Annotated in this window: 16 protein-coding genes; 14 read left to right on the top strand and 2 right to left on the bottom strand. The window is 25.8% G+C overall.

Translation table 11 applies throughout. The features are described 5' to 3' along the window. Window positions 1–296 precede the first annotated feature (296 nt). The 6 genes from feoB (at window position 297) to R5Z65_RS03400 (ending at window position 6,131) form a co-directional block, all read left to right on the top strand. Window positions 297–2,351 carry a ferrous iron transport protein B gene (gene feoB, locus R5Z65_RS03425; RefSeq protein WP_317367075.1) on the top strand — a complete coding sequence of 685 codons (2,055 nt, stop codon included), beginning with the start codon at window positions 297–299 and terminating at the stop codon, window positions 2,349–2,351. Window positions 2,352–2,442: 91 nt separating this feature from the next. Further along, window positions 2,443–2,916 carry a 2-C-methyl-D-erythritol 2,4-cyclodiphosphate synthase gene (ispF, locus tag R5Z65_RS03420; RefSeq protein WP_317367079.1) on the top strand — a complete coding sequence of 158 codons (474 nt, stop codon included), beginning with the start codon at window positions 2,443–2,445 and terminating at the stop codon, window positions 2,914–2,916. A gap of 24 nt (window positions 2,917–2,940) precedes the next feature. Beyond that, window positions 2,941–4,350, top strand: coding sequence for a cysteine--tRNA ligase (cysS, locus tag R5Z65_RS03415; protein WP_317367074.1), 1,410 nt, complete (start codon window positions 2,941–2,943; stop codon window positions 4,348–4,350). After that, window positions 4,350–4,742: a ribonuclease III domain-containing protein gene (locus R5Z65_RS03410; RefSeq protein ID WP_317367073.1), complete on the top strand. Its 393-nt coding sequence runs from the start codon at window positions 4,350–4,352 to the stop codon at window positions 4,740–4,742. Before cysS ends, R5Z65_RS03410 begins: the two co-directional genes overlap by 1 nt. A 10-nt stretch (window positions 4,743–4,752) precedes the next feature. Beyond that, window positions 4,753–5,592 carry a 23S rRNA (guanosine(2251)-2'-O)-methyltransferase RlmB gene (gene rlmB / locus R5Z65_RS03405; protein WP_317367072.1) on the top strand — a complete coding sequence of 280 codons (840 nt, stop codon included), beginning with the start codon at window positions 4,753–4,755 and terminating at the stop codon, window positions 5,590–5,592. Between the two features lie 14 nt (window positions 5,593–5,606). Next, the gene (locus tag R5Z65_RS03400) at window positions 5,607–6,131 is read left to right on the top strand and encodes an NYN domain-containing protein (protein ID WP_317367071.1); all 525 of its coding nucleotides are present in this window, start codon (window positions 5,607–5,609) and stop codon (window positions 6,129–6,131) included. 41 nt (window positions 6,132–6,172) lie between these two features. Here R5Z65_RS03400 and R5Z65_RS03395 read toward each other — a convergent pair whose 3' ends face one another. Together R5Z65_RS03395 and R5Z65_RS03390 are read right to left on the bottom strand one after the other, a co-directional pair. Continuing rightward, a complete protein-coding gene (locus tag R5Z65_RS03395; protein ID WP_317367070.1) occupies window positions 6,173–6,871 on the bottom strand; it encodes a sugar phosphate nucleotidyltransferase in 699 nt (232 codons plus the stop codon). Window positions 6,872–6,961: 90 nt separating this feature from the next. After that, window positions 6,962–8,932 carry a sulfatase-like hydrolase/transferase gene (locus tag R5Z65_RS03390; protein ID WP_317367069.1) on the bottom strand — a complete coding sequence of 657 codons (1,971 nt, stop codon included), beginning with the start codon at window positions 8,930–8,932 and terminating at the stop codon, window positions 6,962–6,964. Between the two features lie 222 nt (window positions 8,933–9,154). Between R5Z65_RS03390 and R5Z65_RS03385 the strand changes: the two genes are divergently transcribed. The 8 genes from R5Z65_RS03385 to R5Z65_RS03350 all read left to right on the top strand — a co-directional run bounded on the left by R5Z65_RS03385 (window position 9,155) and on the right by R5Z65_RS03350 (window position 16,140). Beyond that, window positions 9,155–9,994, top strand: a complete 840-nt coding sequence (locus R5Z65_RS03385) for a flagellin (RefSeq protein ID WP_317367068.1) — start codon at window positions 9,155–9,157, stop codon at window positions 9,992–9,994. 93 nt (window positions 9,995–10,087) lie between these two features. Then, entirely contained in the window at window positions 10,088–11,875 is a 1,788-nt protein-coding gene (locus R5Z65_RS03380) for a 6-hydroxymethylpterin diphosphokinase MptE-like protein (RefSeq protein ID WP_317367066.1), read from the top strand. An 11-nt stretch (window positions 11,876–11,886) separates the two neighbouring features. Then, window positions 11,887–12,219 carry a hypothetical protein gene (locus tag R5Z65_RS03375; protein WP_317367065.1) on the top strand — a complete coding sequence of 111 codons (333 nt, stop codon included), beginning with the start codon at window positions 11,887–11,889 and terminating at the stop codon, window positions 12,217–12,219. Between the two features lie 59 nt (window positions 12,220–12,278). After that, on the top strand, window positions 12,279–13,823 hold the full coding sequence (gene fliD / locus R5Z65_RS03370) for a flagellar filament capping protein FliD (protein WP_317367064.1): 1,545 nt from the start codon (window positions 12,279–12,281) through the stop codon (window positions 13,821–13,823). Between the two features lie 21 nt (window positions 13,824–13,844). Further along, the gene (locus tag R5Z65_RS03365; protein ID WP_317367063.1) at window positions 13,845–14,267 is read left to right on the top strand and encodes a hypothetical protein; all 423 of its coding nucleotides are present in this window, start codon (window positions 13,845–13,847) and stop codon (window positions 14,265–14,267) included. 16 nt (window positions 14,268–14,283) lie between these two features. Further along, window positions 14,284–14,667, top strand: coding sequence for a flagellar protein FlaG (locus R5Z65_RS03360; RefSeq protein ID WP_317367062.1), 384 nt, complete (start codon window positions 14,284–14,286; stop codon window positions 14,665–14,667). Window positions 14,668–14,684: 17 nt separating this feature from the next. Next, window positions 14,685–15,065, top strand: coding sequence for a flagellar export chaperone FliS (gene fliS / locus R5Z65_RS03355; RefSeq protein WP_331678006.1), 381 nt, complete (start codon window positions 14,685–14,687; stop codon window positions 15,063–15,065). Window positions 15,066–15,162: 97 nt separating this feature from the next. After that, entirely contained in the window at window positions 15,163–16,140 is a 978-nt protein-coding gene (locus R5Z65_RS03350) for an NAD-dependent 4,6-dehydratase LegB (protein WP_317367061.1), read from the top strand. Window positions 16,141–16,145 lie beyond the last annotated feature (5 nt).

Below are 16,145 nucleotides of genomic sequence, written 5' to 3'. Positions count from 1 at the left end.
GTTTTAACATTATTTAAATTTGCTTTTAAACTTGTATAATTGTATTTTTATTAAGTATAACACATTTTTTTGAGTAATATTAAGACTATATATTTTATTATAATTTTTTAATGTGTATACTAAATATTATTTTGTAACATTTTATAAATTTTAAAATATAATACATAAAAGTTTCCTTAAACTAAATATATTAAAAGGGGGAGTTTTATTAATTAGATATTATTAAATAATTTAAATATTTACATAAGATAATTATAATAAGTGGCTCAAAAACATATTAGTAGAAAGGGTATAGTATGAATAAAGAAAAGATATTAACTCTTGCTGGTAACCCTAATGTTGGTAAAACTACTGTCTTTAACAATTTAACAGGAATGAATCAACATACAGGAAACTGGGCAGGTAAAACTGTTACTAATGCAAAAGGACATTTTAAATACAATAATGAAAATTACACTGTAATAGATGTACCAGGCACATATTCTTTAATAAGCCAATCTAAAGACGAGGAAGTGGCAAGAGATTTTATATGCTTTGAGGATACTTATAAAATAATAATAGTTTGTGATGCAACAGCTTTAGAAAGAAATTTAGCACTTGTTTTGCAAACAATAGAAGCAAGAAAAAATGTAATTTTATGTATAAATCTTTTAGACGAGGCAAAAAAGAAACATATAAATGTAAATATAGATAAATTAAGCGAAATACTAGGTATACAAGTAGTAGGGATAACAGCTGTAAAAAAGAGAGAAATAGATAAGCTATTACAAAAAATAGAAAAAGATAATAACAATTTATATATTGTAAAATATGATGAGCATATAGAAAAAGTGATTGATATATTACAAAATAGCTTAGAAAATATAGATACTAAGAAATTAGATAAAAGATTTATTTGTTTAAAATTATTAGAAGATGACGAAAGTTTATTGAAAAATATAGAAAAATATATAGATTTTAGTTTATCAAAAGATGAAAATATATTAAAATCTTTAGAAAAAGCAAAAAAATATATTAAAGATAATAATATAAATATTACAGATAGTATAACAAATGCAATATATAGTAATTGTGAAAAAATAGTAAAAGAAACAGTAGAATATAAAGATAGAGATTATTATAGAAAGGCTTTAAATATAGATAAATACTTGACAAGTAAATCAATAGGAATACCAGTTATGTTAGCTTTGTTAGGCTTAATATTTTGGATAACTATTGTAGGGGCTAACTATCCTTCTAGTATGCTCTCTAATATGTTTTTTACTTTTGAAGATAACCTTAGATATGGTTTAGAATATATACATTTGCCAGATTTTGTTGTAAATATTTTAGTAGATGGTGTTTATAAAGTTGTAGGTTGGGTTGTAGCTGTTATGTTACCACCTATGGCTATATTTTTTCCTATGTTTACTATATTAGAAGATTTAGGATATTTACCAAGAATAGCTTTTAATATGGATAGAATGTTTAAAAAATGTAATGCCTGTGGCAAGCAAGCTTTAACTATGTGTATGGGTTTTGGTTGCAATGCTTGTGCTATAACTGGGTGTAGAATAATAGATAGTCCTAGAGAAAGGTTAATAGCTATTTTAACTAACAACTTTGTACCTTGTAATGGGCGTTTTCCTACATTAATATCTATTATATCAATGTTTTTTATAGGGGGTACTATAGGATTTTTCAATTCTTTTTTATCTACAATGTTGTTAATATTTATAATATTACTAGGTGTAGGTATGACATTGTTAATATCTAATATTTTATCTAAAACAATATTAAAAGGTATACCTACTAATTTTACATTAGAGCTACCACCTTATAGAAAACCTCAAATTTTAAAAACAATAGTAAGGTCTATTTTTGATAGAACTTTATTTGTTTTAGGTAGAGCAGTTGTTGTAGCTATACCTGCTGGAGCTGTAATTTGGCTTATGGCAAACATAGTAATAGGAGATAAAACAATTTTATTACACACAACAGATTTTTTAAACCCTTTAGCTAGCCTTATGGGATTAGACGGAGTAATACTAATGGCTTTTATATTAGGGTTTCCTGCTAATGAAATAGTTTTTCCTATAATAATAATGAGCTATTTAGGTACAAATACTCTTTTAGAAATAGATAATATACACCAATTAAAGGAACTTTTATTATTAAATGGGTGGACTTTAAACACTGCTATAAGTATGGCTATATTTTGTATATTCCATTGGCCTTGCTCTACAACTTGCCTTACTGTATATAAAGAAACAAAAAGTATAAAATGGACATTTTTATCTTTTATTATACCTACAATAGTTGGTGTTTTAATGTGCTTGGCTATAACTTTTTGCTTTACAGTTTTTTCTTAGTATATTTTAAAACATTATATTTTACATTGAAAACTATACCAATTTAATGTATAATTTATATAAGGATTAAAAGTGAGGTGTGGTTATGAATATAAGAATAGGCAATGGTTATGATGTGCATAGGTTTGTTGAAGATAGAGAACTTATAATAGGGGGAGTTTTAATACCTTATGAAAAGGGGCTATTAGGACATTCTGATGCAGATGTACTAGTACACGCTATTATAGACAGTTTGCTTGGAGCTACAAAAAAAGGCGATATAGGTAAGCTATTTCCAGACAATGATGATAGGTTTAAAAATATTTGTAGTTTAGAGCTACTTAAAAAAGTATACAACATTTTAAAAGAAGATGGATATGAAATAATAAATATAGATTCTACAATTATTGCACAAGCACCTAAAATGCGTCCTTATATAGATAAAATGGAAGAAACTATGGCTATGTGTCTTAATATAGATAAAAGCCAGATAAATGTTAAAGCTACTACAGAAGAAGGGCTTGGATTTACTGGAGCATTAGAGGGTATAAGTGCTAATGCAGTTTGTCTTGTTGTTAAACAATAAATACAAATAAAATAGGAGGAAAATATGAAACTATACAATACTTTAACTAAACAAAAAGAAAATTTTATACCACTTGAAGAAAATAAGGTTAAAATGTATGTTTGTGGGCCTACCGTATATGATTTTATACACATAGGTAATGCTAGGCCTTATGTTGTTTTTGATACAATAAGAAGGTATTTTGAATATAAAGGATATGATGTAACATATGTACAAAACTTTACTGATGTAGATGATAAAATTATAAATAAGGCAAACAGTGAAGGTGTAGATACTATCGTTATAGCAAATAGATATATAGAAGAGGCTTTAAAAGATGCTAAGGCTTTAAATGTAAAAGCACCAACATATGCACCTAGAGTTACAGAAGAAATAAAAGAAATAAAAGAAATGATACAAACTTTGATAGAGCAAAAAAATGCTTATGAAGTAAATGGTACAGTATTTTTTGATACAAAATCTTTTAAAGAATACGGTAAATTATCTGGTAAAAAGCTAGATGAACTTGAAATAGGTTCTAGGATAAAGCTAGATGAAGCTAAAAAAAATGATACAGATTTTGTACTATGGAAACCTAAAAAAGAAGGAGAAATAGCTTGGGAATCTCCTTGGGGAGAGGGGCGTCCTGGTTGGCATATAGAATGCTCTGTTATGGCAAAAAAATATTTGGGTGAAGAAATTGATATACACGCCGGAGGAGAGGACTTGATTTTCCCTCATCACGAAAATGAAATAGCTCAAAGTGAATGTTGTAACCATAGGCCTTTTGCTAAATATTGGTTACACAATGGGTTTATTAATATAGACAATGAAAAAATGAGTAAATCTAAAGGTAATTTTTTTACTGTTAGGGATATAGCAAATGAAATACCATATGATGTTATAAGATTCTTTATTTTATGTGGACATTATAGAGCACCTATTAATTTTAGTAGAGAGGCTATGGAGGCTAGCAAAAAAGGATTAGATAGAATTAAAAATTGTGTAAATAATTTAAATCATCTTATTAATAGCTCTACAACAGAAAATTTAACAGATGAAGAAAACACACTAGATATATTTAAAAATATATCTGGTTATAAAAACACTTTTGAAGAAGAAATGGACAATGATTTTAACACATCTAATGCTATTACTTGTATTTTTGAAATAGTAAGGCTTATAAATTCGGTTGCTAATGATAAATCTTCTAAAGAATTTTTGCAAAAGTTATTAGATGAAATATTGAGCCTTTGTAATGTTTTGGGCATTTTATACGAAACAGAAAAAGAAGACAATATAGATGAAAATGAAATAGAGAGACTTATAGAAAAAAGACAAGAGGCTAAAAAGAATAAAGATTATAAACTTGCAGATGAAATAAGAGATAGTTTAAAAGAAAAAGGTATTATTTTAAGAGATACATCAGCAGGTGTTATATGGAGTAAAGAATAATGGAAGATAAAATAGTAGATATAAGGCAATATTCTCCCCTTGCTCTTGCTTATATGGGAGATTGTATTTTTGACCTTTGTGTTAGAGAGTACATTTTAAAGCAAGCAAATATGTCGGCTAATAAGCTACATCAAAAATCTAAAGCTTTAGTTAATGCTACTAGTCAATCTAAAATGTACAAAAGCCTTTTAGATATGGTAAGTGAAGAAGAAAAGGCTATCCTTAAAAGAGGAAGAAATGCAAATTCTAACACAAAAGCAAAAAATTCTACAATGATAGATTATAAAAATGCTACAGGACTAGAGGCACTTTTTGGTTACCTTTATTTAAAAGGAGAACAACAAAGAATAAGTGAGCTTTTTAAAATATGTTTGGAGATAATGAATAATTAGGAGTGAAAAAATGAAAAAGCAAAAGAAAAATAATAAAAATAATAAAAATAAGGCTATAAATAAACATAATAAGCCAAATAGTAAAAGAACATTAAGAAGAGATGATTTTGAAGAAGATAGTTTTCAGTTAGAGGGAAGAAATAGCGTACTAGAGGCTTTAAATCATAATAAAACTATAGATAAAATATTTGTTAAAAAGGGTGAAGTTGAAGGAACTTTAAAGGTTATAGTAGCTAAAGCTTTAGAAAAAGGGATAGTTGTTCAGGAAGTAGATAAATTAAGAATGGAGCAAATGAAAAGAACAAACAATCCACAAGGTGTAATAGCTCTTTGCCCTGCACACGAATATTGTGAAGTTGAAGATATACTAGAAAATGCTAAAAAACGTGGCGAAGAGCCATTTGTTATAATATTAGATGAAATAACAGACCCACATAATTTAGGGGCAATAATAAGAACGGCAGATGCAGTAGGTGCACACGGAGTTATAATACCAAAAAGAAGAGCAGTATCTCTTACAGCTATTGTTAGTAAAACATCAGCAGGTGCTTTAGAGTATGTTCCAGTAGCTAGAGTAAACAATATATCAAAAGAAATAGAAAAGCTTAAAAAACAAGGACTTTGGATAGCTTGTGCCCATATGAAAGGGACAGATTGTTTTAAGGCAGATTTAAAAGGAGCTATAGGTATTGTAATAGGTAATGAAGGTGACGGAGTATCACGTCTTGTTAAAGAAAATTGTGATTATTCTGTTAAAATACCTATGTATGGTAAAATAGAATCTTTAAATGCTTCTGTTGCAGCAGGTCTTTTAATGTATGAGGTTGTAAGACAAAGAAAATTTTTATAAAGGATAGATAGCCTATGAAAAAAGAATATTTACTTGTAGATGGCTATAACATTATATTTGCTTGGGAAGATTTAAAAAAATTGTGTGAGTATTCCTTAGAAGATGCTAGAGATAAACTTATATCTATCCTTTCTAATTATCAGGGGGCTAAAGGTATTGAACTTATTATAGTTTTTGATGCACATAGGGTAAAAGGAAACAAAGGAAGTATAGAAAAAATAGGTAAAACTTATATTGTTTATACTAAAGAGGCAGAAACAGCAGATAATTACATAGAACGTATAACAAAAGATTTAGTAAAAAATTATATTGTAAAAGTTGCTACATCAGATAGATTAGAGCAAATTATTATAATGGGTTCTGGAGCTATAAGAGTATCTGCAACAGAGCTTAGGGCAGATATAAGATTTACTGCAAAAAAAGTTTCTAAAAAAATAGAAGAAATAAAACCTATAAAAAATAATATGCTTTTTGATAATTTAGATGCTAAAACTGCTGAATGGTTTGAAAAAATGAGACAAAATAAGAATATGAAATAAAATATAAACTAAAAATGGTAAAGATTTTATCTTTACCATTTTTAGTTATTTTCTATTAAGTTTTTTAATGTGTAGTACTCATATAATGTGTCTATTTCGTATATATCCTCATCCTTTAAAGGATATAAATAAATATCATCCATTTCATCTATATAATCTAACACTATATTATCCCAATAGTATGTTTTTAATAAATGTTTTTTATTTTTATATATATCTTCTAAATGAAATTTTAAAGATAAGCTATTTATACTATTTAAATATGCACCAGCACATATTATATATTCATTTTCCCCTGAGGCAATGGATATTTTCTCTACCTTGTTATTTTCATTAACAGAAAGTATCCATTCATCATTAAAGGATTGTTTTTTTGGGGCAAGATAAGTAGTTTTTTCGAATTTTGTATTAAATGGATTGTTTTTATAATATATGTCGCCATTTAAAATGTATGTTTTATCAAGTAAGTCTTTAACAAGGTAAAGGCTATAAATATTATTATAAATGTCATATTTATTATTATAAACAATATTTACACTATATTTTTTCTTTAAAAATTCAAATTTTTCTTTTAAATAGCCAGTTACTAATGTAATATCATTAATACCACTATCTTTTAAAAATTTTATTTGTCTTTCTAAAAAAGTTTCGTTGTTTATTTTTATAAGCGGTTTAGGTGTGTGCTTGCTTAAAGGGTAAAGCCTTTTTCCTAAACCTGCTACTAAAATAATTGCATTCATTTTATCACCTTTTCTGTTTAAAAACGTTCAATATTAGTACTAATATTGAATAAATATATATACATATATATTTATGAAACATTTAATAACCTAAATATAAATTCTATTATATTTCATATGTTCAAAAACTATATCGATACATTTTTTTAACAGTTCTTCATCATTAATATCTTCTTTTGTTTTTTTGTTTTTTAAATGAGTTCTATATTCATCTAGTATAACTCTTCCATCTTGCTCTACATTTTCTTTACTTTCAAAGAAAAATTCACAATCTTTCATATTAATAAGTGCTCTGTAAGGGTCTCCAGGAAATAAACTCTCAGAATAAGCATATTCTCTTTCTTTACCACCTAAACAACCAGGCAAATTAGCATCAATTTTTCTGTAATTTACATTAAGTCCTAATATTTTATCCATTATAGCTACGTAATCTACATTTTGTACAAGCTCATCACATTTTATATTTTTTGTTTCTTTACTTCTTATTAATAAAGGTACCTTAACTCTACCATCAGATAAAAATTCCTCATCAGGTTTTACTAGAAAACCTTGTCCATGGTCTGATATTAATGCTATAGTTATATTGTCAAGGTCAAAATTATCTTCTATATAACAATAAATACTTCTTAAATGGGTGTCTATATATTTCATCATTCTAATGTATGAGTGTTTTCTCGCTTCGCTATATTCCGTTCTTACACTAGTTTCGGAGGCAATAAAGTTTTCACTTATAGGCTTTTCATTATATGGCTCTATAGCTTGTATAGGATATGCTAGGTTATATCCATCTGCTATATCATGTAAATCTGGTATACAAGTATGAATAAACATATTTGTGTTTTTAAAAGTTTCCATATGTTCTATTAAAGATGAAGGTATATCTTTAATTGTCATATTACCATTAAGAGAAGGCTCGTATATTATATGGTCAAATCCACGATAATACCCATATGCAAAATTACTACGCCAATCACCATCTATTTTAGATGTAAAATAATTTTTATCGTTAATATATTCAGATAATATCTTTATATCATCTCTTAAAGTTATATTAAACTTAGGATGGAAAAGTTTATGATTTACAGTATATTGACCTGTAAAATAACTAGCTATACTAACATATGTCCATTCACCAGATGTATAAAAATTGTTACAATACATATAATCTTTAAAGAAACTATGTGTATGTGGCATAAGATTTTTTAATCCACCATTTTCTTCTATGACACTTTGTGATAGTCCGTCTATAAATAATGTTAAAACTAAATCTTTATTATTTTCAAATTTAAAACAAGGAATAGGTTTTCCTATGAATACATCAGAATTGCATTTTAAGTTACTTATACCTTTAATATTAAATAAATAATAGTTTATATTATTAAGTATAAATTTATAGGCTTTATTCTCATTTTCGTTATATATAGAAATTATATTTTCTTTTTCATAAGAGTATATAGGTAAAATATATTTTTTATTATTATCTAAATATTCATTAGAGTACATTTTAAAACCTTGCATTCTAAGGTTATTATAAAATTGGTCAAAATATTCTGGGCTTTGGATTAAAGGTTTTGTAAACAAAAAGTCATTAAAATTTTTACCAATAAAGTTATTTAAAGGTCTGCCCCAAGCAGCATTTCTAAAAAAATAATTATTATATTTTATATTATTTTTTCTAAAAAAATCAAAAATATAATTACAATATTCAGGAATATTATATGAATCATAAATTTTATTATTAAGCTCTTTATTAATTTCAAATATATTAAAGAAAAAACATAATATTTTATTTAATTGTTCAAAATCATTTTTTAGTATACATATATGCATTAATAGTTCATTAAGATAAAAATTTAATGGATTAGTAGAAAGTGCTTTTTTACATAAATAATGGGCTTTATTTATATTTCCATCTAAAAAACAAATATATGCATTAAAATATATTATGTCAATATCATTTTTATAGTTATTTTCTATTTTTGCTATTAAAAATTTTGCATCATTTACATTTTTATTTTGTAAAGAAGTTAAAATTTCATTTTTAATATTTATATATTCCAAATTAAACCACTCCTTAAAATATATTATTAGTCTATCATATAAAAAAAATAAAATCAAATAAAATAAAAATGAAAAAGGGGTTAAGTATATAAAAAAATGTTCGATATATATATTGAAAGATAAATAATTGGCCAATTAAATATCATTTCAATATTATAATTTTATAAAGTTATAATTAATAATCAAGGAAGATTATTAATTTATTCAAGGAGGAATTTTATTATGGCAATGAATACTGTAATTAACACAAATATTAGAGCTTTAACAGCACATAGAAACTTAGGAGCAGTTGGTAACAGACAACAAAAAGCTAACCATAAGTTGTCTTCAGGTAAAAAAATCAATTCTGCAGCTGATGATGCAGCAGGTTTAGCTATATCTGATAAAATGAAATCTCAAATTAGAGGTCTTGATATGGCAGCTAAAAATGCTGAAGATGGTGTAAGTTTAGTACAAACAGCTGAAGGTTCTATGAATGAAGTTTCAGATATGTTACAAAGAATGAGAGAACTTGCTATACAGGCAACAAATGGAACTAATACTCAAGAAGATAGGGCTAAAATTCAAAGAGAGGTACAACAATTAGAAGATGAAATAGATGCATTAGCAGGAAGAACACAATTCAATAAACAAAATATAGGAACAGGTGCTCTTAGTGCTGGTATAACACTTCAAATAGGTGCTAATAAAGATCAAACGTTAAAGGTTGCAGTTTCAGGTGGGGCTCTTCAAACAAGTGCTTTAGGAATTTCAGATATTGCTGGAAGCTTTACAGATGTTGCTAGTTTACCTGGAATAATAAGTAACCTTGATACTGCTCTTGCAAAAGTAGCTGAATCAAGAGCACAGTTAGGAGCTTATCAAAATCGTCTTGAACACTCTATTAATGACATAAAAAATTCTAGAGAAAACTTATCTGCAGCTAATTCTCGTATAGAAGATGCAGATATGGCTAGAGAAATGATGGAACTTACACAAGCTAATGTTTTACAACAAGCAGCAACTTCTATGCTTGCTCAAGCTAATCAAGCACCACAAAGTATTACTCAATTACTTGGTTAATAGAGTATAATTATAAGGACTAAATATTTAGTCCTTATAATTATATATAGGGATAAAAGTTTATCTCTATATATAATTATAAGGAGGTAGAATATGAACAAGGAAGTTTATGAAAATAATGTATTATCATATGAAAAAAAGTATGGAAAGTATGAAATCATAGAAAAAAATAAGTATGAAGATAAAATAGAAATATGTAAAAATGGCAGTATAACACTAAAAATAGATAAAGATGAAAGAAGTGTTTATTTACATAGTAAATATAACCCTATCAAAGAAGCTGAAAAATACTATAAAAATTATCCGAAAATTAATTATGGTTCTGTAATTTTTATGTTTGGATTTGGGTTATCTTATTATGTGGAAGAACTTTATAACCAAGTAAAAGAAAGAGGAAGAATAGTTGTATTTGAACCTGATAAAGAAATTTTTGATATTGCTATGAAAAATATTGATATGTGTCATATTTTAGGTAATAAAGATATTTCTATAGCATTTAGTATAGATAGTATGTTTAGTTTGGTAAATTTAGATAACTGTGATTATAGAATTGAAAGTGTATTCCTTTATAAAGAAATATATTTTGACACCTATAAAGAATTTGCTAAAAAAATAAAAGAAGTTTTAAGAAATATAAAAATGAACTTTCATACAAGGCATGCATATAAATATATCTGGTTAAAGAGTACTTTTTCTAATTTTAGTTATTTTTTAAATTCTTATAAATTATTTGATTTTGAAAATATGTTTAAAGATAAACCTATAATTGTAGTTGGAGCTGGACCTTCTCTTAATAAAAATATACATTTACTTAAAGAACTAAAAGGGAAAGTTTGTATAATAAGTGTATTTTCTGCTGCTAAGGTTTTAGAAAAAGAGGGAATAGTTCCAGATTTTATAGCTACTATTGATAGTTTGCAATATGGGATAACAGATTTTGAAGCTAATATACCATTAATATATACAAAATATTGTAATAATGAACTTTTAAAAAAGCATAACTCTAATAAAATTTTATCCATAACTTTAAATGAATTTTTAAAGTTTGTATTAAAGGATATAGAGGAAGATGGTGTATCTGTAGGACCTACTGTAACATATTTTTGTACTACAGTTGCAACATATTTTGGTGCATCACAAATAATACTAATAGGACAAGACTTTTCATGGACAAAAGATAATATACATGCAAAAGGAAGTGTACATGATAAGAATTTGTATGATTATAAAGAATACCATCATTATAATATGCCAGTAGAAGATATGTATGGTAATACTGTATACTCTAATGAACCTTTTATGTATTTCAGAGAAATTTTTGAAAATTATGCAAAAGATTTACCTCAAAATGTAAGAATAATACAAGCTAGTGAAGGCGGACTTAAAATACCAGGTGTAGAAACGAGAACTTTAAGAGAATGTATAGATATTTATTGTAAAGATAAATATTGCGATATACAAAAAATAATAAATAATAAGTTTAAAGAAAGCAATATTATTTGCAATGATAAAGAAGAAGCCTTTAAAAAAGTTAGGGAAGTTTATTATGATTTATGTGAAATAAAAGAATTTACAAAAGAATCTGTTGAATTAGTAAAAAAAATATTGAATAATGTTAAATATCCTATATCAGGTTTTAATAAAAATAATAATCTTATAAAAAGATTAGATGAAATAGATGAGAAAATAAGGGGAAATAAAATTATGGTATCTTTAATAGAACCATACATAACAGATATTACAGAATATTATGTTATAGACGAAGTTGAAGATGAAAATATTAATTTTGCTTTAATGAATGAAAAAATATATACTACTATAGATGAAGTTTTAGGAAATTTAATTAAAATTATAAAAGAAGAAATGGGATATGAAAATTAAAGGAGTATATAATGGAAAATATAGATAAAAAACAACTTTTAAATGATATAAAAGAATACATTAAAAAAGTTAGTGAAAGAATTGAAGAAGTAATAAATACTATTAGAACAAATAGTGATTTAAATGATTTACCAGATTTATTAGAAGGATTAACATATTGTATTAATGGTCTAAATTTAATGAATATAGAAAATGTTAATATATCAATTGAGGACTTAAAAGAAAATATTTCTGAAATTTTAGATGGTATGGAAAATCAAGATTTTAATTTAATAGCAGATATATTAGAATATGAAATAATTGAAAAGATAGAAGATTTAAATGAAATTTTGAAAAATTCATAAATATATTATTTTAAAATGACGATATAATATATAAATATAATTTTTAAGGAGGTATTATAATGTATACATCAAATATAAATCGTGTAACAGGGTTATCAGGATTTGACACAGAAGGTATGGTAGAAAAGTTAATGCAGGCAGAAAGTGCTAAAAAGATTAGGCTAGAAAAAGATAAGATAAAAGTAGGTTGGGAGCAAGAGGCATATAGAAATATAATTTCTGCTACTCAAGATTTTAAAAATAAATGGTTAGGAACTAATGTATCTAATAACATTGGATATGATGCATTTTGGAATAATAGTACAACAAGTGTAATAGATAAAATTACAGGCCAAGTAAGTAATGCTATAACTATAAAAAATGCTAACCAAAATGGAAATTATAATATAGAAATTATAAAAAAAGCAGAGGCAGAAAGTATTACAGGTAATGAAATTAATGCTAAACCAGGCGTTGATATAAAGCTAGATTCTAAGTTAACTGATATATTTAATGCTTTTGATGGGGAATTTAGTAATTCTAATGAAATAACATTAAAATTTGGTAAAGATAATAAAGAGATAAAAATAACTAAAGATGATACTATTAGGACTTTAATAAATAAAGTAAACTCTAGCGGAGCAGGTATTGAGCTTGGATTTAATGAGTTAACAAAAAGGTTTACTTTAGAAGCTTTGGAAAGTGGGAATAATAGTAACATAGATATACAAGATGTAAAAACTAAAGAAATTTTTAAAAAGTATTTTGGTGTAGACCTTGACGATAAAAGTAGAAATGCAGTACATGTTGAAGGGCAAGATGCAGAAGTTGAAGTAGATGGCATAAAAGCTACAAGTAGTTCTAATGACATTGAGATGAATGGTATAAGCTTTACTATTAATAGTAAAGGAAGTGTTAATATCTCATCTAATATTGATGTAGATTCTACATTTAACAAAATAAAAGATTTTGTAAATGATTATAATAAACTTATAGATACGTTTAATAAAGCTGTTAGAGAAAATAGACCTAAATCTGATAAATATAGTTATTATGAGCCTATGACTGATGAGGAGAAAAAAGGCTTAACTGAAGATGAAATAAAAAAATATGAAGAACAAGCTAAAAAAGGATTTTTATACAGATCTGAGCATTTAGATAAATTTTTAAGAAGTATGAGAGATAATGTTTACAAATCTATAGATATTGGTGGTAAAAATATTTCTTTATATGAAATAGGAATAACTACTAGTCAGGATTATAATTCTGGTGGTAAACTTGAAATAGATGAGGAAAAGCTTAAACAAGCTTTAAGAGAGCGTAGTGGAGATGTAAAACAATTATTTACATCAGAAAATGGAATAGCTTCTAAAATTAATAAAAGTATAGATGATGCTATTGGAGTTAAAGGATATTTAACTCAAAAAGCTGGTATAGAAGGTACTATATCAGGTGTAAACAATGACTTAACTAAAGAAATTGAAGAAATAGCTAAAAAACTTGCAGAAGAAAGACAAAGACTCTATGATAAAGAAAATTATTATTATAATTTATTTGCTAAAATGGAGCAGTCTATGAATCAACAAAATACTCAAATGGGAATTTTATTAAGTTCATTTAATTAATTAAAGGATTAAGGGTTAAATATGATAGAAAGTGAATATTTAAAACTATTAATTGAAAAAAATAGTATTCTAAAAGACATACTTAATTATACTAAAAATAAAGAATTTAAAATTTCTGAAGATGAAGTTGATAAAATATATACTTATATTGAAGATAGAGATAAATTATTTAATAAACTTTATAATATAGAAAATAAAATAAAAGATTTTATACAAAATTATAATATTGAAAATAATGATATTAAAAATATTATTGATGAAAATAATTTTATTATAAATGAAGTAATTAAATTTGATAAAATAAATAAAGAAATAATAGATGCTATCTCTAATTTATTAAAAAGAAAAATTAAATCTGTAAATGAATTATCTAAGTTTAATAAAAGTTACTTAGGTACATATGAAAATACAGTTGAAGGGAACTTATTCGATAGCTCTAGGTAACATGGAGGTTATTAACATGGAAATTAATACTAAATTTTCTAATATTTCAAACGTAGACATTGAAAAACCAAGTTTAAGCAATAAAGAAAAAATTAAAAGTGAATATGTAGTTAATAATATACATTCAAATAAAGAGATAGAAAAAAATAGCCCTGCTATAAAAGAAGACTCTGTAAGTAAGGAAACATTAGATAAACTTGTAACAGAAGTTAATAATAAGTATAAATTAGCAAATAAAGAATTTTCTTATGATATACATGAAAAAACAAACAGAGTTACTGTTAAAATTAAGGATTCTGAAACAGGAGAAGTTATTAAAGAAATCCCTTCAGAAAAAAGCTTAGACTTAGCAGCTAAAATTATGGAGATGGCAGGATTATTAATAGATGAAAAAAGTTAAGATTAGGAGTGATTTTAGTGCATAATAATCCATATGCAAAAATTAAAGAAAATTCAATTAATACAGCAACACCAGAAGAGTTAACTTTAATGCTTTATAATGGAGCTGTTAAATTTGCTAATCAAGCTGTTATAGCGATAGAAAAAAAAGATTATGAAATAGCTAATAATTCTATACAAAAAGTAAAGAATATAATTAGAGAGTTTCAGGTAACATTAAATATGGATTATGATATTTCTCATGAATTATATGCAGCATATGATTATATATATAGAAGGCTTACAGAAGCTAATATGAAAAAAGATATAGAAATATTAAATGAAGTTTTAGAACATTTAAGATCTTTTAGAGATACTTGGAAAGAAGCTATGAAAATAGCTAGAGCTAGTAAAAGTTAATATAATTTAGAAATTGCCTATATTTTAATAGTTTAAAAAATTAAGAAAATCTGTTAGAATATAGGTAATTTATTATTTAAGAAGGAGATTATGATTTATGAGAGCGCTTGTTACAGGAGCAGATGGATTTATAGGTAGTCATCTTGTAGAATATTTATTAGAAAGAGGATATGATGTAAAAGCATTTACATATTATAATTCATTTAATAGTTGGGGTTGGCTTGATACTTTAGAGAAACAAAAGTTAAATCAAATAGAAATATTTTCTGGTGATATAAGAGACCCTAATGGTGTTAAGGAGGCTATCAAAGGTATGGATGAGGTTTTTCATTTAGCAGCTTTAATAGCTATTCCTTTTAGTTATCATTCTCCAGATTCTTACGTTGATACAAATATTAAAGGGACATTAAATGTTTTGCAAGCTTGTAGAGATTTTGATACATCTAAAGTATTAATAACATCCACATCTGAAGTATATGGAACAGCAAGGTATGTACCTATAGATGAAAATCATCCATACCAAGGGCAGTCACCATATTCTGCGACAAAGATAGGTGCAGATAGACTTGCAGAAAGCTTTTACAGAAGCTTTAATATGCCTATTTCCATAGTTAGACCTTTTAATACTTATGGTCCTAGACAGTCTGCAAGGGCTGTTATACCTACAATTATTACACAACTTTTAGATGGTAAACAAGAAATTCAATTAGGAAGTTTAACTCCTACTAGGGATTTTAATTATGTAAAAGATACTGTTAGAGGATTTTATGAAATAGCAAAATCTAATAAAACTATCGGTGAAGAGATAAATATTGCTACTAATAAGGAAATATCTATAGGTGAACTTGCAAATGAGATTATATCTCAAATTAACCCTAAAGCCAAAATTGTATGTGATGAACAAAGATTAAGACCCGAAAAAAGTGAGGTTAATAGACTATTAGGTGCTAATAATAAAATAAAAAAATTAACTGACTGGGAACCACAATATACTTTTGAAGAAGGTATAAGAGAAACTATAGATTGGATAAGAAATAATATATCAAAATATAAAACAGATATTTATAATATATAAGCTTA

Origin of the sequence: uncultured Tyzzerella sp. (assembly GCF_963558545.1) — a bacterium.
Lineage (GTDB): Bacteria > Bacillota > Clostridia > Lachnospirales > CAG-274 > Tyzzerella.
The sequence above is the reverse complement of the archived record's forward strand: the minus strand, read 5'-3'. Positions and strand labels throughout refer to the sequence as shown.